The following is a 20,081-nucleotide window of genomic DNA, read 5'->3' as shown; positions in this document are numbered from 1 at the left end:
ATGAATTTTGATATAAGCTATTCCGATGATAAAAACCCCACGGAATTCAGCCGTGAAGAAATTGCCGATTTTTTATATGAACACCTGGATGAATTTGGGGATGAAAAACAACATATTTTAAATTGTATCGGTTATGCCTACGGGGATAAGGACGGGCAGGACGGAATGATTTTGATTGCGCATGAAGACGGGCAGATTGCCGGGGCGGTGATCATTAACAAGACCAATATGAAGGGATATATTCCCGAAAATATTCTTGTCTATATCGCCGTGCATCGCGAATACCGCGGTGAGGGTATCGGGTCGCAACTGATGGAGCGAATCATCAAAGCAACGGATGGAGATATTGCGCTGCACGTTGAGGAACACAACCCCGCTGTCCATCTGTATGAGAAGTACGGTTTTACCAATAAATATCTCGAAATGAGACTAAAAAAATAGCATGGCATACCTCAAGCTATATCGCGATAAACTGCGCGATAACTACAATTATCTTGACCAGCTGTTCAAGAAGAACGACATCAAGTGGGGAATAACGACGAAGCTGTTATGCGGGCATACCCCATTTTTGAAGGAAGTTGCCGAGCTGGGAGTCAAGGAGATGCACGATTCCCGCATCAGCAACCTGGAAAAGATCAAGGAGATCGACCCGGAAACGCTGACGATCTATATCAAGCCCCCGCCCAAAGATATTATCGAGTCGGTGGTCAGATATGCTGACGTAAGCCTGAATACGGAGCTCTCCACCCTGCACGCGCTTTCGGAGGAGGCCGGCCGGCAGGACAAGATCCACAAGGTGATTGTGATGATTGAGATGGGCGATCTCCGGGAAGGTGTGGTACGCGACGACCTGATCGATTTCTATGAAAAGATTTTTAAACTGCCGAATGTAGAGGTCATCGGGCTGGGTACGAATCTAAACTGCATGCACGGGGTCATGCCCGACGAGGACAAGCTGATTCAACTCTCGCTCTACAAGCAAATTCTTGAACTGAGATTTGATGTCGATATTCCCCTGGTATCCGGCGGGACCACGGTTACCATTCCTTTGCTGCTAAAAAACCGCCTGCCCAGCGGCATCAACCACTTTCGGGTGGGAGAAGCCCTGTTTTTCGGCAAAAACCTGTTTACCGGGGGCACAATTTCAGGAATGCACGAAGGGGTGTTTGAACTCTACACGCAGATCATCGAAATTTCCGAAAAGCCGAAAGTTCCCAGTGGAGATCTTGGTACGAATCCCCAGGGTGAAACCTACGACATCGACAAGGAGGCCTACGGGGAGACCTCCTACCGGGCCATACTGGATATCGGTTATCTCGACATCGATCCCGACCACCTGATCAATGTGCACGATGATATCAGGGTTGCGGACGCAAGCTCCGACATGCTGGTTCTCGATGTGGGAGACAACAGCAATAACTACCAGGTGGGCGACTTTATCCGCTTCCGGTTGAAATATATGGGGGCGCTCGGCATAATGAACTCCGACTATATCGATAAAATTGTTGAATGAACCCGGAATCCCTTCCTTTTGATCCCGCCCGGTTTTCGTTCGCCCCCGTTGTAGCATACGATGGGGAGTGGTATGTTTTCGACTTCTCGATGGGATACGATCCCGGGCTGATCCGCCGGGAAAAGTGGGGTATTGGGCGCTACAACGAAAAACGACGCGGCATGTACGTGGCTCCCCAGTATCAAAACCGCAGGAATATCCATGTCGGTATCGACTTTTGGACGCCGGCAGGGGTGCCGGTGTGTGCCTTTTTTGAGGGAGAAATCGCCTATCTCGCAGATAACGCACGGCCGGGGGATTACGGTCCCACCGTCGTAACCCGGCACAGCCTGGATGGGGCGGTCCTGTTTGCGCTGCATGGGCATCTGGCAAGAGCGTCGCTTGACCGGCTGGAAAAAGGGCAGGAAATTAAAAAAGGACAGGAGTTCGCGGAGGTGGGAGCGCACCGGGAAAATGGCGGATGGGAGCCCCACCTGCATTTTCAGCTCTCGGTCGAAGATCCGGGCCGGGCCGACATGCCCGGCGTGGTGGCTGAAGAAAATATTGAAACGGCACTTGAAAAATACCCTGATCCGCGTTTGATTGTAGGGGATATCTATTAAGGCATGGTACCATGCCAACTATGGGCACTCAGGTTTAACGGAACGCAGATGACACCGATGTGGAAGATCACCACGGAGTAGTAGTGCAAATAGTATCGTTACATGATTCGTGTGATCCTCTTTCTGCATGGAAGCAATCCCAATCCAGGGTTTGAGCGCTTACTTTTCTGTAACGGATGAAGTAGACTGGAACCTGACAGATCTTTTTGCAATCTCCAATACCCAGACGAGTGGTACCACCCGGTCACAACCGGGAGTAGTGCTGACTACATTTAGGAGGCTTAAAAACCTATCTCCATTGATAATCGAACGGCTTTACAGAAACAGGCCATTCTCAGGGTGGCAAAACGTCGACCACTGAAGAATTCAAAAGTTTTTTAATACAATAGATGAACGATGGAAACACTTGCTGGAAATACAATAGAAGAACTTACGGAGCTGCGCCACGAGTTGCACCGGTTGGCGGAACTTTCCGGCGAAGAATATAAAACGAGTAACCGCATCAGGCGGCTGCTCGAGGGTTGTGCCCCGGACCGGCTGCTCGAAGGTATTGGGGGAGAAGGGATTATAGCCGTATTTGAAGGAAGCCGGGAGGGACCCCGTGTGATGATCCGCTGCGAGCTGGACGCCCTGCCGATTCCTGAAGAAAATGAGATTTCCTACCGGTCGAAAACAGAAGGAGTTGCCCACAAATGTGGCCACGACGGACATATGGCGATTGTGGCCGGGGTTGCGCGTTACCTGCAGGATCACAACCCCCGGGCGGGAGAGGTACACCTGCTGTTTCAGCCCGCCGAAGAAACCGGGCAGGGAGCAGCCCGTGTTCTTGACGACCACAAATTTCGGGCAGTGGAACCGGATTTTATTTTTGCGCTCCACAACCTGCCGGGCTACCCGCTGAAACAGGTTTTGCTGAGGGATGGTGTCTTTGCCTCCGCCTCAAGAGGATATGAGGTGATCCTGAAGGGAGAAACCGCACATGCCGCACATCCCGAGCGCGGAAGGAGTCCCGCGATGGCGCTGGCAACCCTCATCCAGCAGTTTTCGGCGTTTCCCCAGTTCTATGCATCGCTGGACCAGGCCGCCAAGGCGACTGTTATCCATTCGAAGCTCGGCGAGGTCGCATTTGGAACTTCCCCGGGATATGCAGAATTTCGGGCGACTCTGCGCACCTACGAGAATGAGCTGATGGAAGCACTCTGCGAGCGGGCGGAAGACACGGTGAGCAACATTGCACAAACATACGGCCTGCAGGCCGATACCCGCTGGACGGAGCGTTTTGAAGCCACCCGGAGCGATACCGGGTGCAACGCATATATTGAAGAGTCGGCCCGCAGGGCAGGACTCGAACTGACCCGAAAGGAGACTCCGTTTGCCTGGTCCGAAGATTTTGGACGATTTACCTCGCGCTACAAGGGGGCGATATTCGGGTTGGGGGCGGGCGTGGACCAGCCGCCGCTGCATGCCGGCAGCTATGATTTTCCGGATGCGTTGATCTCTCCCGGAGTCAGCATGTTTATCCATATACTCAACCAGATTACAGGATTTGAACAATAACAGCGATACTTTATGCCTGAAGAACTTGCACCATCCTATTTAGAACTCAGTAAAAATGCCTTTCAAAAAAATATCTTATTTTTCAGGGATCTGATCGGTCCCGATGTCAAATTTTGTTCCGTGATCAAGGGAAACGCCTACGGGCACGGAATCAATCATTTTGTGCCGATGGCCGAGGCGTGCGGCGTCCGGTATTTCGCGGTGTTTAGTGCCGATGAAGCCGCAGCCGCATATAAGGCCGCAACGGAGCAGTGCCATATCATGATCATGGGCATGATCAGCAACAACGCCATTGAGTGGGCTATTGAACGGGAGATCTCCTTTTTCATCTTCGAACGCAACCGCCTGAATGCCGCCGTTTCTGCGGCCCGGAAAGTGGGCAAACCGGCGCGTATTCACCTTCACCTGGAGACCGGCATGCACCGGCTCGGCCTGGAAAAACACAAGCTCCCGGAAGTGACGGATACGCTCTTGAAGGAATCTGAACATCTGATTATTGAAGGAATTTGCACGCATTATGCCGGTGCGGAAAGCGTCAGCAACCATGTGCGGGTGACAGAACAGATTAAGGAGTTTGAAAAGCTCTACGACTGGCTGCGGGACAAAGGCATTGAGGGCCGGTACCGGCACACCGCCTGCTCGGCTGCGGTATTGAACTACCCCGAGACCAGGATGGATATGGTGCGCGTGGGCATATCGCAGTACGGCTTCTGGCCCAACCGCGAAACATACATGAACTTTATTAAGAAAAACCATACGGACCGCGCAACCCCGTTTGTGGATCCCCTGGAGCGGGTGTTGAGCTGGAAAAGCCGCGTTATGAGTATAAAGCACGTGGAAGCGGGAGAGTTTATCGGCTACGGCAACGTGTACTTGACCAGCCGCGATCAAACGATAGCCACGGTACCGATAGGATACTCGCACGGGTTTGGCAGGAACCTGACCAATGTGGGCATCGTGCTTATCAACGGGGAGCGGGCGCCGGTAGCGGGGCTGGTAAACATGAACCTGCTGACGATCGATATTACCGACATCCCCGGCGTGAAGAAGGGGGATGAGGTTGTCATTATCGGGCACCAGGGAGAGCAGGAGATGACGGTGGCCTCATTCAGTGAGATGACCAACAACATGAACTACGAGGTGCTGGTGCGGCTGCCGGAAAACCTGCCGCGAAATGTAGTTGAATAGGCCGGCTTGGTATGCCTCGCGGGTTACAATCAGAAAAGGCCGCTGCAACCAAATGCAGCGGCCTTTTTAAGTTTAGAGTGTATAAGTGTCTATTGTGGGGTAAGGGTAACTGTCCATGTATAGACACCCGGACCGTAATTGACATTAATAGTCAAGGTACCAGTTTCAGTATTGTAGGTTCCACCTTCTACAACTACATCTGAATAAGTACTTGGAGCAATAACGACACCCGTACCGACCACACTAAATTCATGGGGTACTGCACCACTAAATACACCTGGACCTACATTTGAGACTTGATAAGGATATTCGGTTCCATCCTCAACGACAGGATCAGCTAATTTGATAACTTCTACGCCAGATCCTGAAGTTGCAAAATCACCGGTAACCTCGTAATCGTATGTACCGGTTGTAACCGGTATTACTTCATCAAAGTCCTGAATACTGATATTCTGAACTTTTTCAATAGGGCCTTGTCCCACCATCAGCTCTTCGCCACTTTCAGAAACGGCACTTTCCAGGGTAACAGTCAGGTTTTTTTCCCCGTCCTGCTCACCATCTCTCGGAAAGATCAGCTCCAGGGCGTATTCATCGTTGGAAGTGGTGGAATCCACATATTCGATGGTTACCGTACCCCCGTCCGGGCTGACATTGTCGTCATCTGTTTTCCAGTCGGTTTCATATTCTGCCGTTCCCGAAATGGAGAAGGTGACATCCACATCTTCCCCAATCGCCACGGGTAGTTCAAACACTACATCCAGGGTATCTCCTTCCAGAACCTGGCTGGTCGTGTCCTGCAGCTCTACATAAGGCGGTTGGGCAGTACTGCTGATATCGTACGGTTCATTTACGTTTTCGCAGCCGTAGAATAGCATCGTGGCTAAGGCCGCGGCCACTAAGACGAATGTTTTTAACAATTTCATAGGTAAGTCTCTTTAAATTAGATTAGGCAATTAGTTTTCAAACCACATCGGCGTGTCGTTTGACGGGCGACTTGGCGCATTGGGATTTGCAGAGAGCTCGTCCGGTGGATATGGAAATCGACGGATGATATTCCCAAGCAGCGCATTTTGCGGCACCGGCAGGTCGGGCACTTTCACCCTTCTCCACTGCGTCCAGTTTTCAGGCGCTTTTTCAAAGACATCGATATATTGCTGCTCATGGATGTCTTCAAGTGCCTGGGTTTGTCCCAGTGTACTCAGATCATCCAGGGCGTTGATGTAGTCGTCGCGCTCGCTGTCCGGAATGGACCCGGGCTTGTCATCAAAGTAATCCATGCTTGCCCGAATTCCCGCTTCATAACTGTCTTCAGCGGCATCTAAATCGCCTTGGTTGGCATAGTATTCCGCCTCGTAGAAGAGTACTTCTGAGGCCGTAACAATGCGGCTGGGCCAATCCTGGCGAATGATGTTTTGACTCAGCATGGAGGTTTCCCCGTCGTTGTAGTCAAATACCCCGGCTTCCTGCCCGAAGTATTCGCTGGTTTGCTGCGTACCGTCATCAAAATCAACGGCGTACTCAAAATAGGTGCCTAACCGTGGATCGCCATTATTGCCGAGATCTTTCATCAATGACACGAGAGGGTCACCGGCAAAAAGATACCCGTTTCCGTTCCCCGCATTGACAAATCCGGCAAACTGGTTGTTCAGTTTCCAGAGGTTGTTGGCGTTGTTGGTTTCATTAAAGAACGGGATTTCCGCATTATCCGCGTTTGTGCGAATCAAGGGCTCATTTTCGAGCAGGTCCGCAATTTCGCTGTCTACCGAATTGTCCTTGTTCCTGATCAGCATAAGGATGCGAAGCTTCAGCGAGTTGCCGAATTTTTCCCATTTCGCCATATCACCTTTGTAGATCAGGTCACCGTCGGTAACCCCGGCCAGCTCCGAACCGATCTCAATCTGGTCGACAGCCTCGGTCAAATCGGTTACCAGTCCGCGTAGAATCGTCTCCTGGTCATCAAAATTTGGCTGGGATATCTCGCTGTCCACGGCCTCGGTATAGGGAACCGCGCCAAACAGGACGGTCAGCTCGTAGAATACGTATGACTGCAGGATTTTGGCCTGTGCGGCAACGTTGTTGCGCACCGGATCGGCCGATTCAGCCTGTTGCCTGACAAGTTCCAGGTTTTTCAGCACATCTACGTAGTAGAAGCTCCAGGTGTTCCCGGTCATAAATGAACTGACGGCATAGGTCTCGGAGTCAGTAAACACGCTGGTTGAACCGTTGGAGCTCCATATTTGCGCCCACAAGGTGTTGGAGGGACCAATTTCTATGGCCCGGTTGGACGCGATGTACCCGAGTGCAGTGGGGAACAGCAGGTCGCCTTCTACTTCAGTCGCAGCATTGGGATCTTCGTTGATATCAAGAAAATCGCTGCACCCTGCGGAAAAGAGTAGTACGAGTGCAAAAAAGGTTGCACTGACTTTTTTAAAAATTAAGTTCTTCATAATCTCTTTTTGCTTTTAAAATAAATAGTTGTTTAGAAAGAAATGCTGACGTTGGCCCCGAAGGAACGCACCGAAGGCAGGTTGTTCCACTCAATACCCTGGCCGTTGGAGGCCGAGCCGAACAAGCCGGTTTCCGGATCGATATGGGGAATCTCACTGTACAGCAGGAACAGGTTCCGGCCGGTGAGTCCAACCGAGGCGCGGCTGATCGGTGTGTTTTGCAGTATGCGGCGCGGGAGGTTGTACGATACGCTGACCTCCCTGAGCTTCACATAGGTGGCAGGAAATGTGTTGCCTTCATGGATAGAGCTACTGGAATAGCGCCCCCAGAAGTCCTCCATGCTTTGAACGGGAACGTCATTGGGACGTGTGCCGGTAATATTTCCGTCGGCATCCCGGGAAGTTACAATAACGCCGTCGTCAATGAAGGTGCCTTCGCGGTTTTCAAGTGTTTCTTCCACCACACCATCTCTTCGCAGAACGCCCACAGTTTGTGAGAACAGCGTACCACCCTGTTTCCAGTCTACCAGGAAGCTGAGGCCAATGTTCTTGTACTGGAACGTATTGTTAAATCCAACGGAGAAGTCCTGATCAACACTTCCAAGGCGGATGATGTCTCCTTCTCTTCTCAACCCGGTATTGGGGTCGATGACCGGCTTGCCCGTGGCCGGGTCGCGTTCAAACCCGGGACCGTAGAGGCCCAGCGATTTGCCGGGTTCCGCTTTGACCTGCAGGCTGTTGAAGCCGCTTTCAATGATGATCTCTTCCACACCGGGCGCCAACGATTCAACGGTGTTGTTGTTTTTGGTGAAGTTCACATCCATATTCCAGCTTACGTCGCGTCCCCGAACCGGGGTGGTGTTCAGTGAAACCTCGATACCTTCGTTGGAAAGTTCACCAATGTTGGTTCTGCGGAGGCTGTAGCCCGTGCTTTCCGGAATCGGGATAGAAATAATCTGATCTTCGGTGTCGATTTTATACAGCGTGAAGTCGATACCGAACCGACCGCCCCAGAATTGCAGTTCCGCTCCAACCTCATAGGAGATCTGGTTTTGCGGTTTCAGGTCGGAAGGTGGAATGGTGCCGGTCGCCTCAAAGCCTACCTGCCCGCCGAAGGGAAAGGTGTTGTCGGTGCCGTACTGCCCGAAGAACGAACTTACCGGGAAGTAGCGGAAGTCGAGCTGGTAGGGATCTTCATCGCTGCCCACCTGCGCGTAATTCAGTCGCAGCTTACCGTAGGAGAGCAGGTCACTGTCTAGGTTCAGCCCTTCCGTAAAGATGAAGCTCAGGTTGGCCGAGGGATAGAAGAACGAGTTGTTATCCTTGGGCAGGGTCGAGCTCCAGTCATTACGCCCGGTAACTTCCAGGAACAGGTAGTCTCGGTAGCCGAGCGTCACATCCCCGTATACCCCAATGAGGCGGCGTTCAGAGAATTCGTTGGAAGGGGTGTTGGAGCCTGCATTGGCAAAGTTGTACAGGCCGTCAACCGTCAACTCCTGGGCTTCGTTGTTTTGAATTTGAAGCCTCGTAGTGTTGATATTGTGCCCCGCAATCGCCTTCAGGTTGAAATCCTCGGTCAGGTCTTTCTGGAAGGTCACAATGATGTCGCTGTTAAACTGGTAATTCTGGATGACATCCTGCGTGAACAGCCCGTTTTCACGACCAATAGTTCCTTTGGCATTTATATTGCGCCGGTCTTCGGTATAAAAATCGGTACCCACGCGAGCCGAAATGTTGAGAAACTCGTAGGGGTCGTACTGGATATTTCCGTAACCAAACACGCGGTCAATGCCGTTGGTGAATACATTCTCATTGGTGATCCAGTATGGATTGTTGGTGAATGAGCTAAGAGCATTCTGGCTTCCGTCTTCATTCAGGTAATCCTCCATATGGCTGTTGGCGATGGTCCGTGGAATGGTATTGACAAGCGAGGTCAGTACGTTCGGGTCGTTGCCGCCGGCTACTGCTTTTCCCCTGGTTTCGGTTTTGACATAGTTGAAACCAACACGGGCTGTTATCTTGTCGCTCACATTGCTTCCGGCGTTCAGCGACAGGTTTGTTTTTTCCAGGTTGCTATTGGGAATGATGCCTCCCTGGTCGGTACGGGTGACGCCCAACCGGAAGTCGCCATCCTCATCAGCGTTGGCAACAGAAACGCTGTTGATGGCCGTAACGCCGCTGTCATAGAAGTTCTTGACGTTGTCGGGATAGGCTTGCAGCGTAACGGTTTCTCCCCTGAAATCTTCAACTTCCTGGCCGTTTATGCGAGGGCCCCATCCATCCAGGTCTTCCACGTCGTATTTACCCAGGTCGCCCTGTGCATATTCATTCTGGAAGTCCGGCAGTCGCAGCGGGTTGCTGGTGCGAACGGTCGAATTGATGTCAACAGAGACCCCGGAGCTTTCCCCGGTTTTGGTGGTAATCATAATGACCCCGTTTTTGGCGCGCTGACCGTAAAGGGCTGCCGCCGCCGCTCCTTTGAGGACTGAAATAGACTCCACGTCATTCGGGTTGATATCCGATGCCCGGTTTCCGACGTCAATAGCCCCGGTAAGACGATCTTGCGAGGTGCCGGATACGATATTTGCATTGGAAATGGGAATACCATCCACTACAAACAGGGGTTGGTTGTTCCCGGAAAGGGAGGCGATACCACGAATGACGATTCGCGAGGAGCCGCCAACGTTGCCGGACTGGTTGGTGATGGAAACACCGGGTACCTTGCCGGCCAGTGAATTAACAAAGTTGGTTTCTTTGGCTTTGTTAATCTCTTCGCCACCTACGCTGGTAACGCTGTAACCCAGCGATCGTCGTTCTTTTTCAATTTGCTGGGCGGTTACCACTACATCTTCCAATCCGATTAAGTCGGCCTGCATCTCGAAATTAATCTCGTTTTGGCCGGTGCTTACATCGATTGTTTGCTGGATTGTGGTATAGCCGATATAGGATACCCGAACCATGTAGGTGCCTACCGGAATATTGTTCAGGGTGTACTCCCCGTCAACATTGGTTGTCGTACCCCGTTCCAGGTTGGGGATGAAAATATTGGCACCCGGCACTGGTTCGCCAGACTGCTGATCCGTCACAACGCCGGTGATATCACCAGACTGTGCATAGGATATCGATACAGAGGCAAGTAGAATAACCCCTATGGATAGTAACTTTCTAAGCATAGATAACCTCGTTTTTATTGTAATTTAAGCAGGTATAACGGCAGGTGCAGATTATTGCATAAATAACCTATTCTCTATATACGGAATGGGAGATGTGATGATAAAATAACCCACGAACCTACTATTATACTATTTTAACGTATGTAAAATGGCCACTTTTTTGGGCCTCACTGACACCTCAAATTAAGGTATTTTTTTTGATAAATAAAACAATGTTCCGATAAATTGTGCTAAACACCCCATATGGGATAAATAAATATTACATCTATCGACATTGTGTTAAATAAATTAGCTTTTATTCACTAATTGTTAAGTATAAAAGACCGCATGTTCTGTTAAATACTCCTGGTGAGTATTTGACCCGTAAGCCAGAGCTGAATTTGCTGGTATTGAATATTAAAATAACCCTGGTGGCGGCGCAGCAGGTAGTTGTCAAATGGGTAAAACCGCGATTTCAATTTTGATCGCTGGAAGGTATAGTTGTATTCGGGATCGCTGCGGTCGTAGGCGTACGACCAAGTCATCACATCCAGGTGGGTCTCCACATACCAGGGCGGGCCAAAGAGGATGTATATCATGCCGGTGTCGGTTTTCCATCCCTCCTTGAAGTTGGAAAACTGCTTGTTGGCCTCTTCAACCCGTGAGTAAAACATCTCGATAACACTCCGGGCTTCGTTCTTGTTTCCGATGTTGCTGAGCCAGAACCGGTCGATCTCCGCTTTTAGCGAATCGGAATCGTTGATCGCACTGAGCCGTTCATACTCGTCATCGTTCATGAGGTAGTGGAGGGGCCCCAACATCTCCTGGGCAGTTTTAATAGAGGGATAATTGGTGCTTTTTACGCTAAAATCACGTGCCTTGAAAAGAGGTTCCTCCTCATCTTCATCTCCGCTGGCGGTGACCTCAAAACGGTAGTTGCCGCGCCCCTGCTGGGGAAAGAAAAACTCAACGAGGACGCTGCCGGGCTGCGTCAACACGCGCCTGCTGGATTGTATGACCTCCTCCTCGTCATATTCAATGCCCTTGTACGAAATATTGGAGGGGCTGTAGTTATTGTAGTGCATGGGGCGGGCCACGCTGGTATCCGACTCATAACGGATCAGTTCGGTATCGATGGTCAGCGGGCTTTCTGATTTGTTGTTGGTAACCTGGAATACAAATTTCAGTGAATCGACCTTTCCGGGCACATCGTAGGTTGTGATCGGCAGCCAGGCGCCCTGATGTTCGTCTACCTGTTTGCCGAGCAGCCGAATGTTGGTCAGGTTGGAAATATTGTCTTCGGGATTCGGGATAAAGGTATTGGATGAGCGGGTGGTGTGCTTCCCGGAGTTCTGGTCGATGACCGTCAGGTTGATCTGGTAATCTCCCGGGTCAACCGGTATCTCTTTCTCAAAAGTGAAGACTTCCTGGCTGTATGTTATATTGGGGTCCTCCTTTTCAATGGTTACGGTAAAGCGCTCGGTATCGATAATATTTTCAGTGTCGGCCTGGTCCAGGATCTGCACTTCCAGGGCGATGTTGGCGGTTTGCATGCCCTCTACTTCCTTGTATACCAGGCTGCCATACACAATATCGGCGGCCACGCTGATGTGGGGGTCATCATTTTCATCCAGCAAGCCGATGGCGGAAAGCCTGACTTCCGGGAATCCCCCGCGGTATTGATAGGTTGATCCTCGTACGATGTCCGGGTTCATCGATTGGCTGCAGCCCATCATCAGGATGGAAGCCAGGAACAGAAGTGAAAGAATAGAGCGCATTATGGGACCCCTTTGTTTAACGGTTGCTCTATAATAACTAAATGTTAAACATGAAATTATACAAGCATTAATTTGTAGTGCCAGGCTTTTGCTGAAACAGGTAAAACGGTAATTCTCAGTCGATGTCAATATCGCCTGTCAGGCATAATGCTAAAACCCGTAATAAGCCAAAACGTTCCATCCATGCGCGCACGAACAGAATAATAAAGCTTGGCCACGGCATACCCAACAGGGGAGATAAGGCGAAAAAACGAGCAAAAAAATTTTTTGAAGGTTCAAAAGATAGGCTAATTTTGTTTCCGCTTTGAGATTCCATATTTAGTGGGTCTTTTAAAAGCATCGGCATTTATATATTACCTTAACTCAAATTGGCGGACAGAAGCGATTTCTTCGATACTGTACAGCTGGTTGCGGACGGTGTAAGAGGATGCTAAAAAACGGCGGGTTCATACTTGATATGTGCAAAATTGCGCTTTTGAAATCCTCATCGACGAGGTATCATTCCCCCGGTTCTGGATTTGCGCAGGAGTTGCCCCTGGGCAGTTCCGGGCTTTTTAAACGTCCTCTTTTAACAAGTTGAAATTCATTGTAAGTATTTAATCATCCTATTATATATTGATGTTACAAGGCGAAAGAAGAACGAAAATTGTTTGTACGCTGGGCCCCAGTTCGAATACCGGGGAAGTTATTGAGCAGCTGATACGGAACGGAATGAATGTGGCTCGCTTGAATTTTTCCCATGGTACCCACCAGGATCACAAAGAGACCCTTGAACACATACGTCGTATCTCCAACAGGCTGAATGTAAGCGTGGCGGTTCTTGCGGACCTGCAGGGACCTAAAATAAGGGTCGGCACGATGAAAGATGGAGCCCAGGAAATTGAGACCGGCAGCTATGTGAAGTTGACATCCGAGGAGGTTGTTGGAACCTCCAAAACGATACCCATCGATTATTCCTACCTGAATAAAGATGCCCGCGAGGGAAATACCATTTTGATGGATGACGGCCTGCTGGAGCTGAAGGTCGTAAAGAAAACGGAGGAGCACCTCGAAGCGCAGGTGATTGTGGGAGGGCTGCTGAAGTCCAGAAAGGGGGTGAACCTTCCTGATGTTGATATTTCGATGGCCTCCCTTACGGAAAAGGATATTGAGGACCTGGAATTTGCGGTTGACCAGGATGTGGATTTTGTGGCGATGTCGTTTGTACGGAGTGCCGGTGATATCCAGGAGGTTATCTCGCGGGTACGGGCCAAAGAGAGCCAGGCCGGCATCATTGCAAAAATCGAGAAACCGGAAGCGGTTGAGGTGATCGACGAAATTATTGAAGAGTCCGACGGCATTATGGTGGCACGGGGCGATCTGGGTATCGAGCTGCCCAGTGAACGGGTCCCGCTGATTCAGAAGAAAATTATTGACCGGTGCCGCCGGGCCGGCAAGCCGGTTATTACCGCTACCCAGATGCTGGAATCGATGGTTAAAAATCCGCGGGCAACCCGGGCAGAAAGTTCTGACGTGGCCAACGCGGTGCTCGATGGAACCGATGCCGTTATGCTTTCCGGCGAAACAGCGGCGGGAGAGTACCCGGTGGAGTCGCTGAAAACCATGGACAAGATATGTCGCTCGGTGGAATCCCAGGTGTCGCACATCTATAACAGCCTGGAGTATGTAAAACCGGAGTGGAAGGAGAAGCAGATCATTGAATCGCTGGCCTATTCCTGTATCTCCATGTCGGATAATGTAGAAGCCAAGGCGATCGCCACGATTACCCAGTCGGGGAACACGGCCCGCCGGATTGCCAAATTTCGCCCCAAGGTTACCATAGTGGCGTTCACCGAAACCGAAAAGATCCGCCGGCAGCTGGCCCTGGTGTGGGGGGTTCGCCCTGTCATTATCGACAGGATTTTTGACGAGGATACCGATCACACCGTCCGGGTGATGGAAAAGTATTTGACCGATCACGGGCTGGTCAGCAAGGGCGACCGCGTGATTATAGCCACCGGAATGCCGATAGCCAAAAGAGGCCGGACCAATATGATTAAAATAAGCTCGATTGAATAGTTTTTTGCTCTCCCGATACATGATACATGTTTCCTTTTGTTCAAGCCAAAAGAACACCCCTTTTTTTAAAAGAAGGCTTTGTAAATCTCTCTATTCCTTGTTCTGAGTGAGTTATACTCCCGTTTAAAAGGGCACCAAGGTCGGTGGTACAACCCCCCATCCAACAAAATAGCAGGTTCTGCAAAGGTCCCTTCAGAGAAAAATCTCCCGTTTCTTATTGGTGCTTCTTTTAGCCCGGATTATTCACGAAGCAGAACAAATTACATCTTAAGCCAATAATATTATGATATCTAGCTGAAATACCCGGGAGCTCAAGTTTGGGTATCCTCACAAAGGCTGCGAAAATTGGGCCGTGCACTTCGTTGAAGGAAACATGACCTGCTCACTGTACACCTGTACTATTCCGCGGTCATGTTTCCTTTTCCTCGTGCACAACCAAATTTCCTGGTGAATAATCCGGGTTAGCGCAGAGATGTATCGCCAGGCGAATAAAAGCTAAACAAATTGTGATATTTGAGTTATTTTACGAAGTTCATTGACGAAATAAGGCCGAGGATCGGAAGGTATATTGAAAAAAGCATTCCAAATAGCAGTTCTCACCCTCTTGATGGGATGCGGGGGCGCACTCAAAAACTCCTGGATCGATTTCCGCGCTTACTACAACACCTATTACAATGCCAATGAGAGCTACCGGGCGGCACTTCAACAGCTTGCGGACCAACCCAGGGAGATTAATGTAAATGATCCAATCCGGGTTTTTCAACCCCCGTTGGGTTCGGCCGATCAGCAGTTTCAGGATGCGATTGACAAAGGTGCCCATATCCTTCGAAAGTTCCCGGAGTCGCGGTGGATTGACGAGACGCTCGAACTCATAGGCAAGTCGTATTACTACCGGCAGGAGTATTATTCTGCGCAGCAAAAGTTTGAGGAGCAGTACAACGTGGCGGAAACGCCGGAAATGCGCCAGCGTGCCGTAGTCTGGAAGAGCAGGGCCCTGCTCGATCTGCAGATGTACAGCGAGGGTGTCGTATTCCTGGAAGATCAGCTATCGAGCCTGTCAGGGGAGTGGAAACCGGAGCTCAGGGCAAAGGCGGAGGTCCTGCTTGCCGAGCATTACGTGCAACTGCAGCAGTGGGACCAGGTCGGGCAGCTGCTAACCCAGGCATTGCCGCGATTGCCCAAGGGAGCACTGAAGGCGAGAGCGCACTTTTTGCATGGTCAAATTCTTGAGATTGGAGAACAGTACGGAGCGGCGGCTGAAGCCTATGGAAAAGTCTCTGCCAATCGTCCCGGATTTACCCTGCTCTATTATGCCAACTACAAACAGGCTGAGGCGTTGCGTAAGATGGGGAACCTGGAACAGGCACTGGCGATCTTTGTCAAGATGAGCAGGGACGACAAAAATGTGGAGAGACTGCCCGAACTATACTATCAGATAGCCCGAACAGAAGAGGCGATGGGCAACTACGAGGCGGCCCGGCAAATTTATGAACAGGTACTGCGCAGTACCACCTACCAGGTGGAACGGGAAACGAGAGCCGATATTTACTACCGGCTGGGACAGATGTACACCAATAATCTGAATCGGTACAAGCTGGCTGCCGCCTACTACGACTCCTCTTCCTCGTTAAGGGATCGTTCGGAGCAGGGGGGCGCGCTGGAAGAATCCTTGAACACCAACATACTGGCGCAGGCGTATGGCCGGTACAGCGAGTTGCGAAACCGGATCAGTCACCTTGATAGTTTGCTGTGGCTCGGAAATCTGCCACAGGCCAGGTTCGATTCCGTGATTGCGGAGATACGCCGGCAGCGAATCCGGCAGCTGGAGGAGCAGGCCGAGGACCGCCAGCAGGATGCCAACGTCTTAACCAATGTGAATACCCTGGAGAGTGCGAACCGGGATAGCGGTACCTCCGGGACCTACGGCTTCCTGAATTATCAGAATAGCCGGCTTTTGACCGCGGCCCGCACGCAGTTCAGGGCGGTCTGGGGAGGACGCCCCCTGGTGGATAACTGGCGCCGGGCGGAGGCGATACGTGACGGAGACAGCCGGCAGGACAGCTCGCAGGAGGAGACGGTTGCTGAAGGGAATGGCTCCTCTCCGGATCAACCACATTCCCCGGTTGAGCTGGATCTTGGCGAAATTCCCTTTACCCCGGAGGAACGGCAAAAAACGCGGGACGAGATAGCCTCGGCAAAATTTGAGCTCGGCAACCTCTTCCTGCTGACGCTCCAGGAACAGGATAGCGCGGCCCATTACTTCCGTTCAGTCGTGGAACAACATCCCGGGCATGCCCTGGTCCCGAAGGCGCTGTATTCACTGTATGAATTGTATAACTCCGGGGGAGATCAGGACCAGGCGGAGCAGTGGGCCGCCCGGCTGAGAAGGGAGCACCCGGATTCCCCCTACACTCGTCGGCTGGATCAGCGTCTTGAAAAAAACGTTCCCCCGGGTCCGGCGCAAAAGGATTCGACAGATCTGAAGCTATCCCGGCAGATGAAAAATATTCTCTCTTCACCGGCTGCTACCGATGAAATTGCAAAAGAGTTGCGGAGCCTGGCGTTGGCAAACAAGGGGACCCCGGCTGCCCCGCTCGTTCATTACGAGTCCATAAAATACTACATCAGGCTGGCCCGCGGGCGGGACAGCATTAGGGTAAAACCGCCGTCATCAGATTCCCTGGCTACAGACTCTGCCAACACGGATGGCAGGGTTCCCCGGCTGGAGTATCGCGGAGCGTACTGGGATACCGTGCGCGCGGTACTAAATGAACATACCCGGAATTTTTCCAGCCAGCCGGCAGCCGAAAGGGTCATTAAACTCTCTGAAGCACTGGGAAAAATGGAGGAAAATCGGCCTCCTGAGGCGTTGTCGACCTGCCGGGAGCTGGGTCTGGAACCGAAGATAAAGGGAGGAATAAGCCAGTTTTTGACAAATGTTGAACTACCGGAAGATCTTGAAGGTGAATCCCCCCCGGGCACAATCGATTACTCCTTTCTGATTACTGCGGAAGGGACAGTGGAAGAGTTTCAACGGGTATCCGCGAAACCAGGAGCGGGTATCGAGGAAGCTTTTGCACGGGCGATACGGGAGCACCTGGAATTCATCCCTATGAACCTGGATCGAGGCATGAAAAGGGTGCGGTGCAAGTTTTCTTTCCCTGTTTCCGGACAGGCTGAAAGATAGGGAGCAAGAAGGTGACAAGACCGCAGACGCTCGGAGGGCTATTCAGGCGGCAGGTCTCACGCATGGGCTGTATCAATCTTCGATGAGCTGGTGAATGGAATCGAGCTGATGTTCTTTTAGGTAGCGATCAAGCCTCTTGTTAATTCGTTTGATCAGTCCGGGACCTTCATAGATCAGGCCGGTGTATATTTGCAGAAGATCGGCACCCGCCCGAATTTTGGCCAGGGCACTTTCAAAAGAGTTGACGCCCCCGACCCCGATAATCGGTTTTTGACCGTTGGTGATCTCGTGGATCCACCGTATGATTTGGGTGCTTCGTGCAGCGATCGCCTGCCCGCTGAGTCCGCCCCGTCCCACTTCCCTCAACCGCCGGGCGTCGGTTTGGAGTCCCTCGCGACTGCTGGAGGTGTTGGTGGCCACATATCCGTTCACCCGGTGCTGTTCGCAAATGTCAACCAGTGCTTCCAGCCGGTCTCGGTCCAGGTCCACAGAAAATTTGACAAGAGTGGGAATAACGCTGGCATCTTCCTTGATGTTAAGAGCGGCCAGCAGTTCATCAAGCGGCCCGGGTTCTTCGAAGGTTTTCCCCTTGCTGGTATTCGGGCACGAGATGTTAACGGTGATGTAATCCGCTACCTTTTGAGCCTCCCGGAAGCTAAACAGGTAGTCCCGAATCGCCTTGTCACCAACAATGCCGGGATCATGAGTCTTGGCGATATTGATGCCGAGTGGTATGCCGAGCTTTTGGTTCTGCAGGCGGCGGATCACCGTTTGGGCCCCGTCGTTGTTTAGGCCCATGCGATTGATCAGGGACTGGTCTTTCTCCAGCCTGAATGCGCGGGGGCGGGGATTGCCGGTTGAAGGGTTGGCGGTGATGCTGCCGACTTCGGTATAGCCGAACCCAAGTGCTTCGATGATGCCGGTAATTTCGCCGTTCTTGTCAAATCCCGCTGCCAGCCCGATCGGATTGTTGAAGGTGAGTCCCCAGAATGTTTGACACAAGCGGTCGGATTTATAGTGATACAAACTTTTTCCGGCCATCTTCAGCAGCGCACTGCGGGAGGCCATTTTACCGAACCCCATGGTCGTTTCATGCGCTTTTTCTGCCTCCAGGTCAAAGAGCAGAGGTCTGATAATTGATTTGTATATCATTCTTAATGTGGTGAACTTCAAAGCCGTAACAATGTACGAGGTAAGGATTAGAAATGAAATTAAATAGTACCGACGATCTCTACCGGTATCTGGACTCAATTCCTGCATTCCAACACGAAGGAGCGGCCGCCGCAAAGCTGGACCTGGAACGGTTTCGGGCATTTTGTGGAGAAATCGGTGATCCCCAGGAGTCGTATCCATCCATTCATGTAGCCGGTACCAACGGCAAGGGCAGTACCTGCCAGATTCTGGGGGCAATCTATCACAATGCAGGGTATAAAACGGGGGTATACACCTCTCCCCACCTGCTGGAGTACCGGGAGCGCTTCCAGGTAGATGGAGAATATATCCCGGAGGAGCGGTTGTTGGAGTTTATCAATACCTATCGTGCCCGGATCGAGGCGGCGGCCCTTTCCTATTTTGAGCTGAGTACCGCCATTGCGTTCTGGTGGTTTCATGTGCAGCAGGTGGATATCGCGGTTATTGAGACTGGGCTGGGGGGGCGGCTGGATGCCACCAACATACTTCGTCCTGAAGTCTCGGTAATAACCAACGTGTCCCGGGATCATACGGACATTCTGGGAGAGGATATCCTGGATATTGCCAAAGAAAAAGCTGGAATTATCAAATTCCATACGCCCGTCGTGGTCGGGAATGCCAGCGAAGAGGTGCGGACCCTCATCCGGAAGGAGGCGGCCCGTCAGTGGGGAGCGGTATATGAAGTTCATTCCCTGAATCCCACTTGGAAGATGGGCATATGTACCCTCGCCGAAGGGGAGCACCAGTACCATTTTGCAACCGATCTGAATAATTCCGTGCAGGCATACAACATTGCTGCGGCCTGGTATGTTGTTAAACTGCTGGGCGACTCATTTAATATTTCGGAAGACCAGTTCAGGGAGGGTCTGAAACAGGTAAAAAGCACGTTTAATCTGCCCGGCAGGTTTGAAAAACTGGATCCCGGCAAGGAGTGGTATTTTGACGGGGCGCACAACCTGGAGGCGGTCAGGGCGATGACGGCCTCTGTTGAGCGTATTAAACCGCTGAACCGTGCAGTATTGGTTCTATCACTCATGAAAGACAAAATAGACCGGGAAATGATGGCGGAGTTTCAGAAGTTCAAAAAAATATACTATTATACATCCGGGTCAAAGAGGTCAGCGGGCATGGGGGAGATAAAAAAATGGTTACCCGATGCGGAGCCTTTTCCAGACGAACAACCTCTTTTTTTGAAAGAACTTGAGTCAGAATTAGTAATTTTTGCTGGAAGTTTTTACTTTTACTCATCGGTTCGGAAGTTGTTACAGACACTTCATTCCGACCAGTAACCAGTTTCTTATCTATTCTGATTGCTTACATTTGCAGATTACGCAGTGTAACCAACTCTCTCAAGCACACAAATTTTTTACTTTTACTACGAATTTTTTATTCATCTCACACTAATTTA

14 protein-coding genes are annotated in these 20,081 nt (G+C 51.1%); 8 read left to right on the top strand and 6 right to left on the bottom strand.

Annotated features, from left to right (window positions below; genetic code table 11):
- The 5 genes from ACG2F4_RS05310 (at position 1) to alr (ending at position 4,860) form a co-directional block, all read left to right on the top strand.
- A complete protein-coding gene (locus tag ACG2F4_RS05310) occupies positions 1 to 441 on the top strand; it encodes a GNAT family N-acetyltransferase (protein WP_395259172.1) in 441 nt (146 codons plus the stop codon).
- Position 442: 1 nt separating this feature from the next.
- Positions 443 to 1,513 carry an alanine racemase gene (locus tag ACG2F4_RS05305; protein ID WP_395259171.1) on the top strand — a complete coding sequence of 357 codons (1,071 nt, stop codon included), beginning with the start codon at positions 443 to 445 and terminating at the stop codon, positions 1,511 to 1,513.
- On the top strand, positions 1,510 to 2,115 hold the full coding sequence (locus ACG2F4_RS05300; protein WP_395259170.1) for a peptidoglycan DD-metalloendopeptidase family protein: 606 nt from the start codon (positions 1,510 to 1,512) through the stop codon (positions 2,113 to 2,115). Before ACG2F4_RS05305 ends, ACG2F4_RS05300 begins: the two co-directional genes overlap by 4 nt.
- Before the next feature lie 396 nt (positions 2,116 to 2,511).
- Entirely contained in the window at positions 2,512 to 3,672 is a 1,161-nt protein-coding gene (locus ACG2F4_RS05295; RefSeq protein WP_395259169.1) for an amidohydrolase, read from the top strand.
- Positions 3,673 to 3,684: 12 nt separating this feature from the next.
- On the top strand, positions 3,685 to 4,860 hold the full coding sequence (alr, locus tag ACG2F4_RS05290) for an alanine racemase (RefSeq protein ID WP_395259168.1): 1,176 nt from the start codon (positions 3,685 to 3,687) through the stop codon (positions 4,858 to 4,860).
- Between the two features lie 89 nt (positions 4,861 to 4,949).
- On the opposite strand, the gene ACG2F4_RS05285 is transcribed toward alr, so the two are convergent.
- From ACG2F4_RS05285 to ACG2F4_RS05265, 5 genes are all read right to left on the bottom strand, one after another.
- Complete coding sequence (locus ACG2F4_RS05285; protein ID WP_395259167.1) at positions 4,950 to 5,783, bottom strand: hypothetical protein; 834 nt, start codon at positions 5,781 to 5,783, stop codon at positions 4,950 to 4,952.
- 30 nt (positions 5,784 to 5,813) lie between these two features.
- Positions 5,814 to 7,307: a SusD/RagB family nutrient-binding outer membrane lipoprotein gene (locus tag ACG2F4_RS05280; protein ID WP_395259166.1), complete on the bottom strand. Its 1,494-nt coding sequence runs from the start codon at positions 7,305 to 7,307 to the stop codon at positions 5,814 to 5,816.
- A gap of 32 nt (positions 7,308 to 7,339) precedes the next feature.
- Positions 7,340 to 10,480 (bottom strand): SusC/RagA family TonB-linked outer membrane protein, encoded by a 3,141-nt coding sequence (locus ACG2F4_RS05275; RefSeq protein WP_395259165.1) that lies wholly within the window; start codon positions 10,478 to 10,480, stop codon positions 7,340 to 7,342.
- 335 nt (positions 10,481 to 10,815) lie between these two features.
- A complete protein-coding gene (locus ACG2F4_RS05270) occupies positions 10,816 to 12,237 on the bottom strand; it encodes a GWxTD domain-containing protein (protein ID WP_395259164.1) in 1,422 nt (473 codons plus the stop codon).
- A gap of 115 nt (positions 12,238 to 12,352) precedes the next feature.
- Positions 12,353 to 12,553, bottom strand: a complete 201-nt coding sequence (locus ACG2F4_RS05265; protein ID WP_395259163.1) for a hypothetical protein — start codon at positions 12,551 to 12,553, stop codon at positions 12,353 to 12,355.
- 302 nt (positions 12,554 to 12,855) lie between these two features.
- Between ACG2F4_RS05265 and pyk the strand changes: the two genes are divergently transcribed.
- Positions 12,856 to 14,295: a pyruvate kinase gene (gene pyk / locus ACG2F4_RS05260; protein ID WP_395259162.1), complete on the top strand. Its 1,440-nt coding sequence runs from the start codon at positions 12,856 to 12,858 to the stop codon at positions 14,293 to 14,295.
- 568 nt (positions 14,296 to 14,863) lie between these two features.
- On the top strand, positions 14,864 to 17,482 hold the full coding sequence (locus tag ACG2F4_RS05255) for a tetratricopeptide repeat protein (protein WP_395259161.1): 2,619 nt from the start codon (positions 14,864 to 14,866) through the stop codon (positions 17,480 to 17,482).
- 72 nt (positions 17,483 to 17,554) lie between these two features.
- Here ACG2F4_RS05255 and ACG2F4_RS05250 read toward each other — a convergent pair whose 3' ends face one another.
- Positions 17,555 to 18,634 (bottom strand): quinone-dependent dihydroorotate dehydrogenase, encoded by a 1,080-nt coding sequence (locus ACG2F4_RS05250; protein ID WP_395259160.1) that lies wholly within the window; start codon positions 18,632 to 18,634, stop codon positions 17,555 to 17,557.
- A gap of 53 nt (positions 18,635 to 18,687) precedes the next feature.
- Here ACG2F4_RS05250 and ACG2F4_RS05245 point away from each other — a divergent pair, with 53 nt between their 5' ends.
- Positions 18,688 to 19,962: a bifunctional folylpolyglutamate synthase/dihydrofolate synthase gene (locus tag ACG2F4_RS05245; RefSeq protein ID WP_395259159.1), complete on the top strand. Its 1,275-nt coding sequence runs from the start codon at positions 18,688 to 18,690 to the stop codon at positions 19,960 to 19,962.
- Positions 19,963 to 20,081 lie beyond the last annotated feature (119 nt).

Source organism: Halalkalibaculum sp. DA3122 (assembly GCF_043951865.1).
Classification (GTDB): Bacteria; Bacteroidota; Rhodothermia; order Balneolales; family Balneolaceae; genus JAMQKA01.
This window is presented reverse-complemented; position numbering and strand designations above follow the sequence as displayed.

Bases quoted from the DNA above. Each gene is read 5' to 3' on its own strand.
- ACG2F4_RS05310 (WP_395259172.1), top strand. From the start codon at position 1: ATGAATTTTGATATAAGCTATTCCGATGATAAAAACCCCACGGAATTC.
- ACG2F4_RS05305 (WP_395259171.1), top strand. From the start codon at position 443: ATGGCATACCTCAAGCTATATCGCGATAAACTGCGCGATAACTACAAT.
- ACG2F4_RS05300 (WP_395259170.1), top strand. From the start codon at position 1,510: ATGAACCCGGAATCCCTTCCTTTTGATCCCGCCCGGTTTTCGTTCGCC.
- ACG2F4_RS05295 (WP_395259169.1), top strand. From the start codon at position 2,512: ATGGAAACACTTGCTGGAAATACAATAGAAGAACTTACGGAGCTGCGC.
- alr (WP_395259168.1), top strand. From the start codon at position 3,685: ATGCCTGAAGAACTTGCACCATCCTATTTAGAACTCAGTAAAAATGCC.
- ACG2F4_RS05285 (WP_395259167.1), bottom strand. From the start codon at position 5,783: ATGAAATTGTTAAAAACATTCGTCTTAGTGGCCGCGGCCTTAGCCACG.
- ACG2F4_RS05280 (WP_395259166.1), bottom strand. From the start codon at position 7,307: ATGAAGAACTTAATTTTTAAAAAAGTCAGTGCAACCTTTTTTGCACTC.
- ACG2F4_RS05275 (WP_395259165.1), bottom strand. From the start codon at position 10,480: ATGCTTAGAAAGTTACTATCCATAGGGGTTATTCTACTTGCCTCTGTA.
- ACG2F4_RS05270 (WP_395259164.1), bottom strand. From the start codon at position 12,237: ATGCGCTCTATTCTTTCACTTCTGTTCCTGGCTTCCATCCTGATGATG.
- ACG2F4_RS05265 (WP_395259163.1), bottom strand. From the start codon at position 12,553: ATGGAATCTCAAAGCGGAAACAAAATTAGCCTATCTTTTGAACCTTCA.
- pyk (WP_395259162.1), top strand. From the start codon at position 12,856: ATGTTACAAGGCGAAAGAAGAACGAAAATTGTTTGTACGCTGGGCCCC.
- ACG2F4_RS05250 (WP_395259160.1), bottom strand. From the start codon at position 18,634: ATGATATACAAATCAATTATCAGACCTCTGCTCTTTGACCTGGAGGCA.
- ACG2F4_RS05245 (WP_395259159.1), top strand. From the start codon at position 18,688: ATGAAATTAAATAGTACCGACGATCTCTACCGGTATCTGGACTCAATT.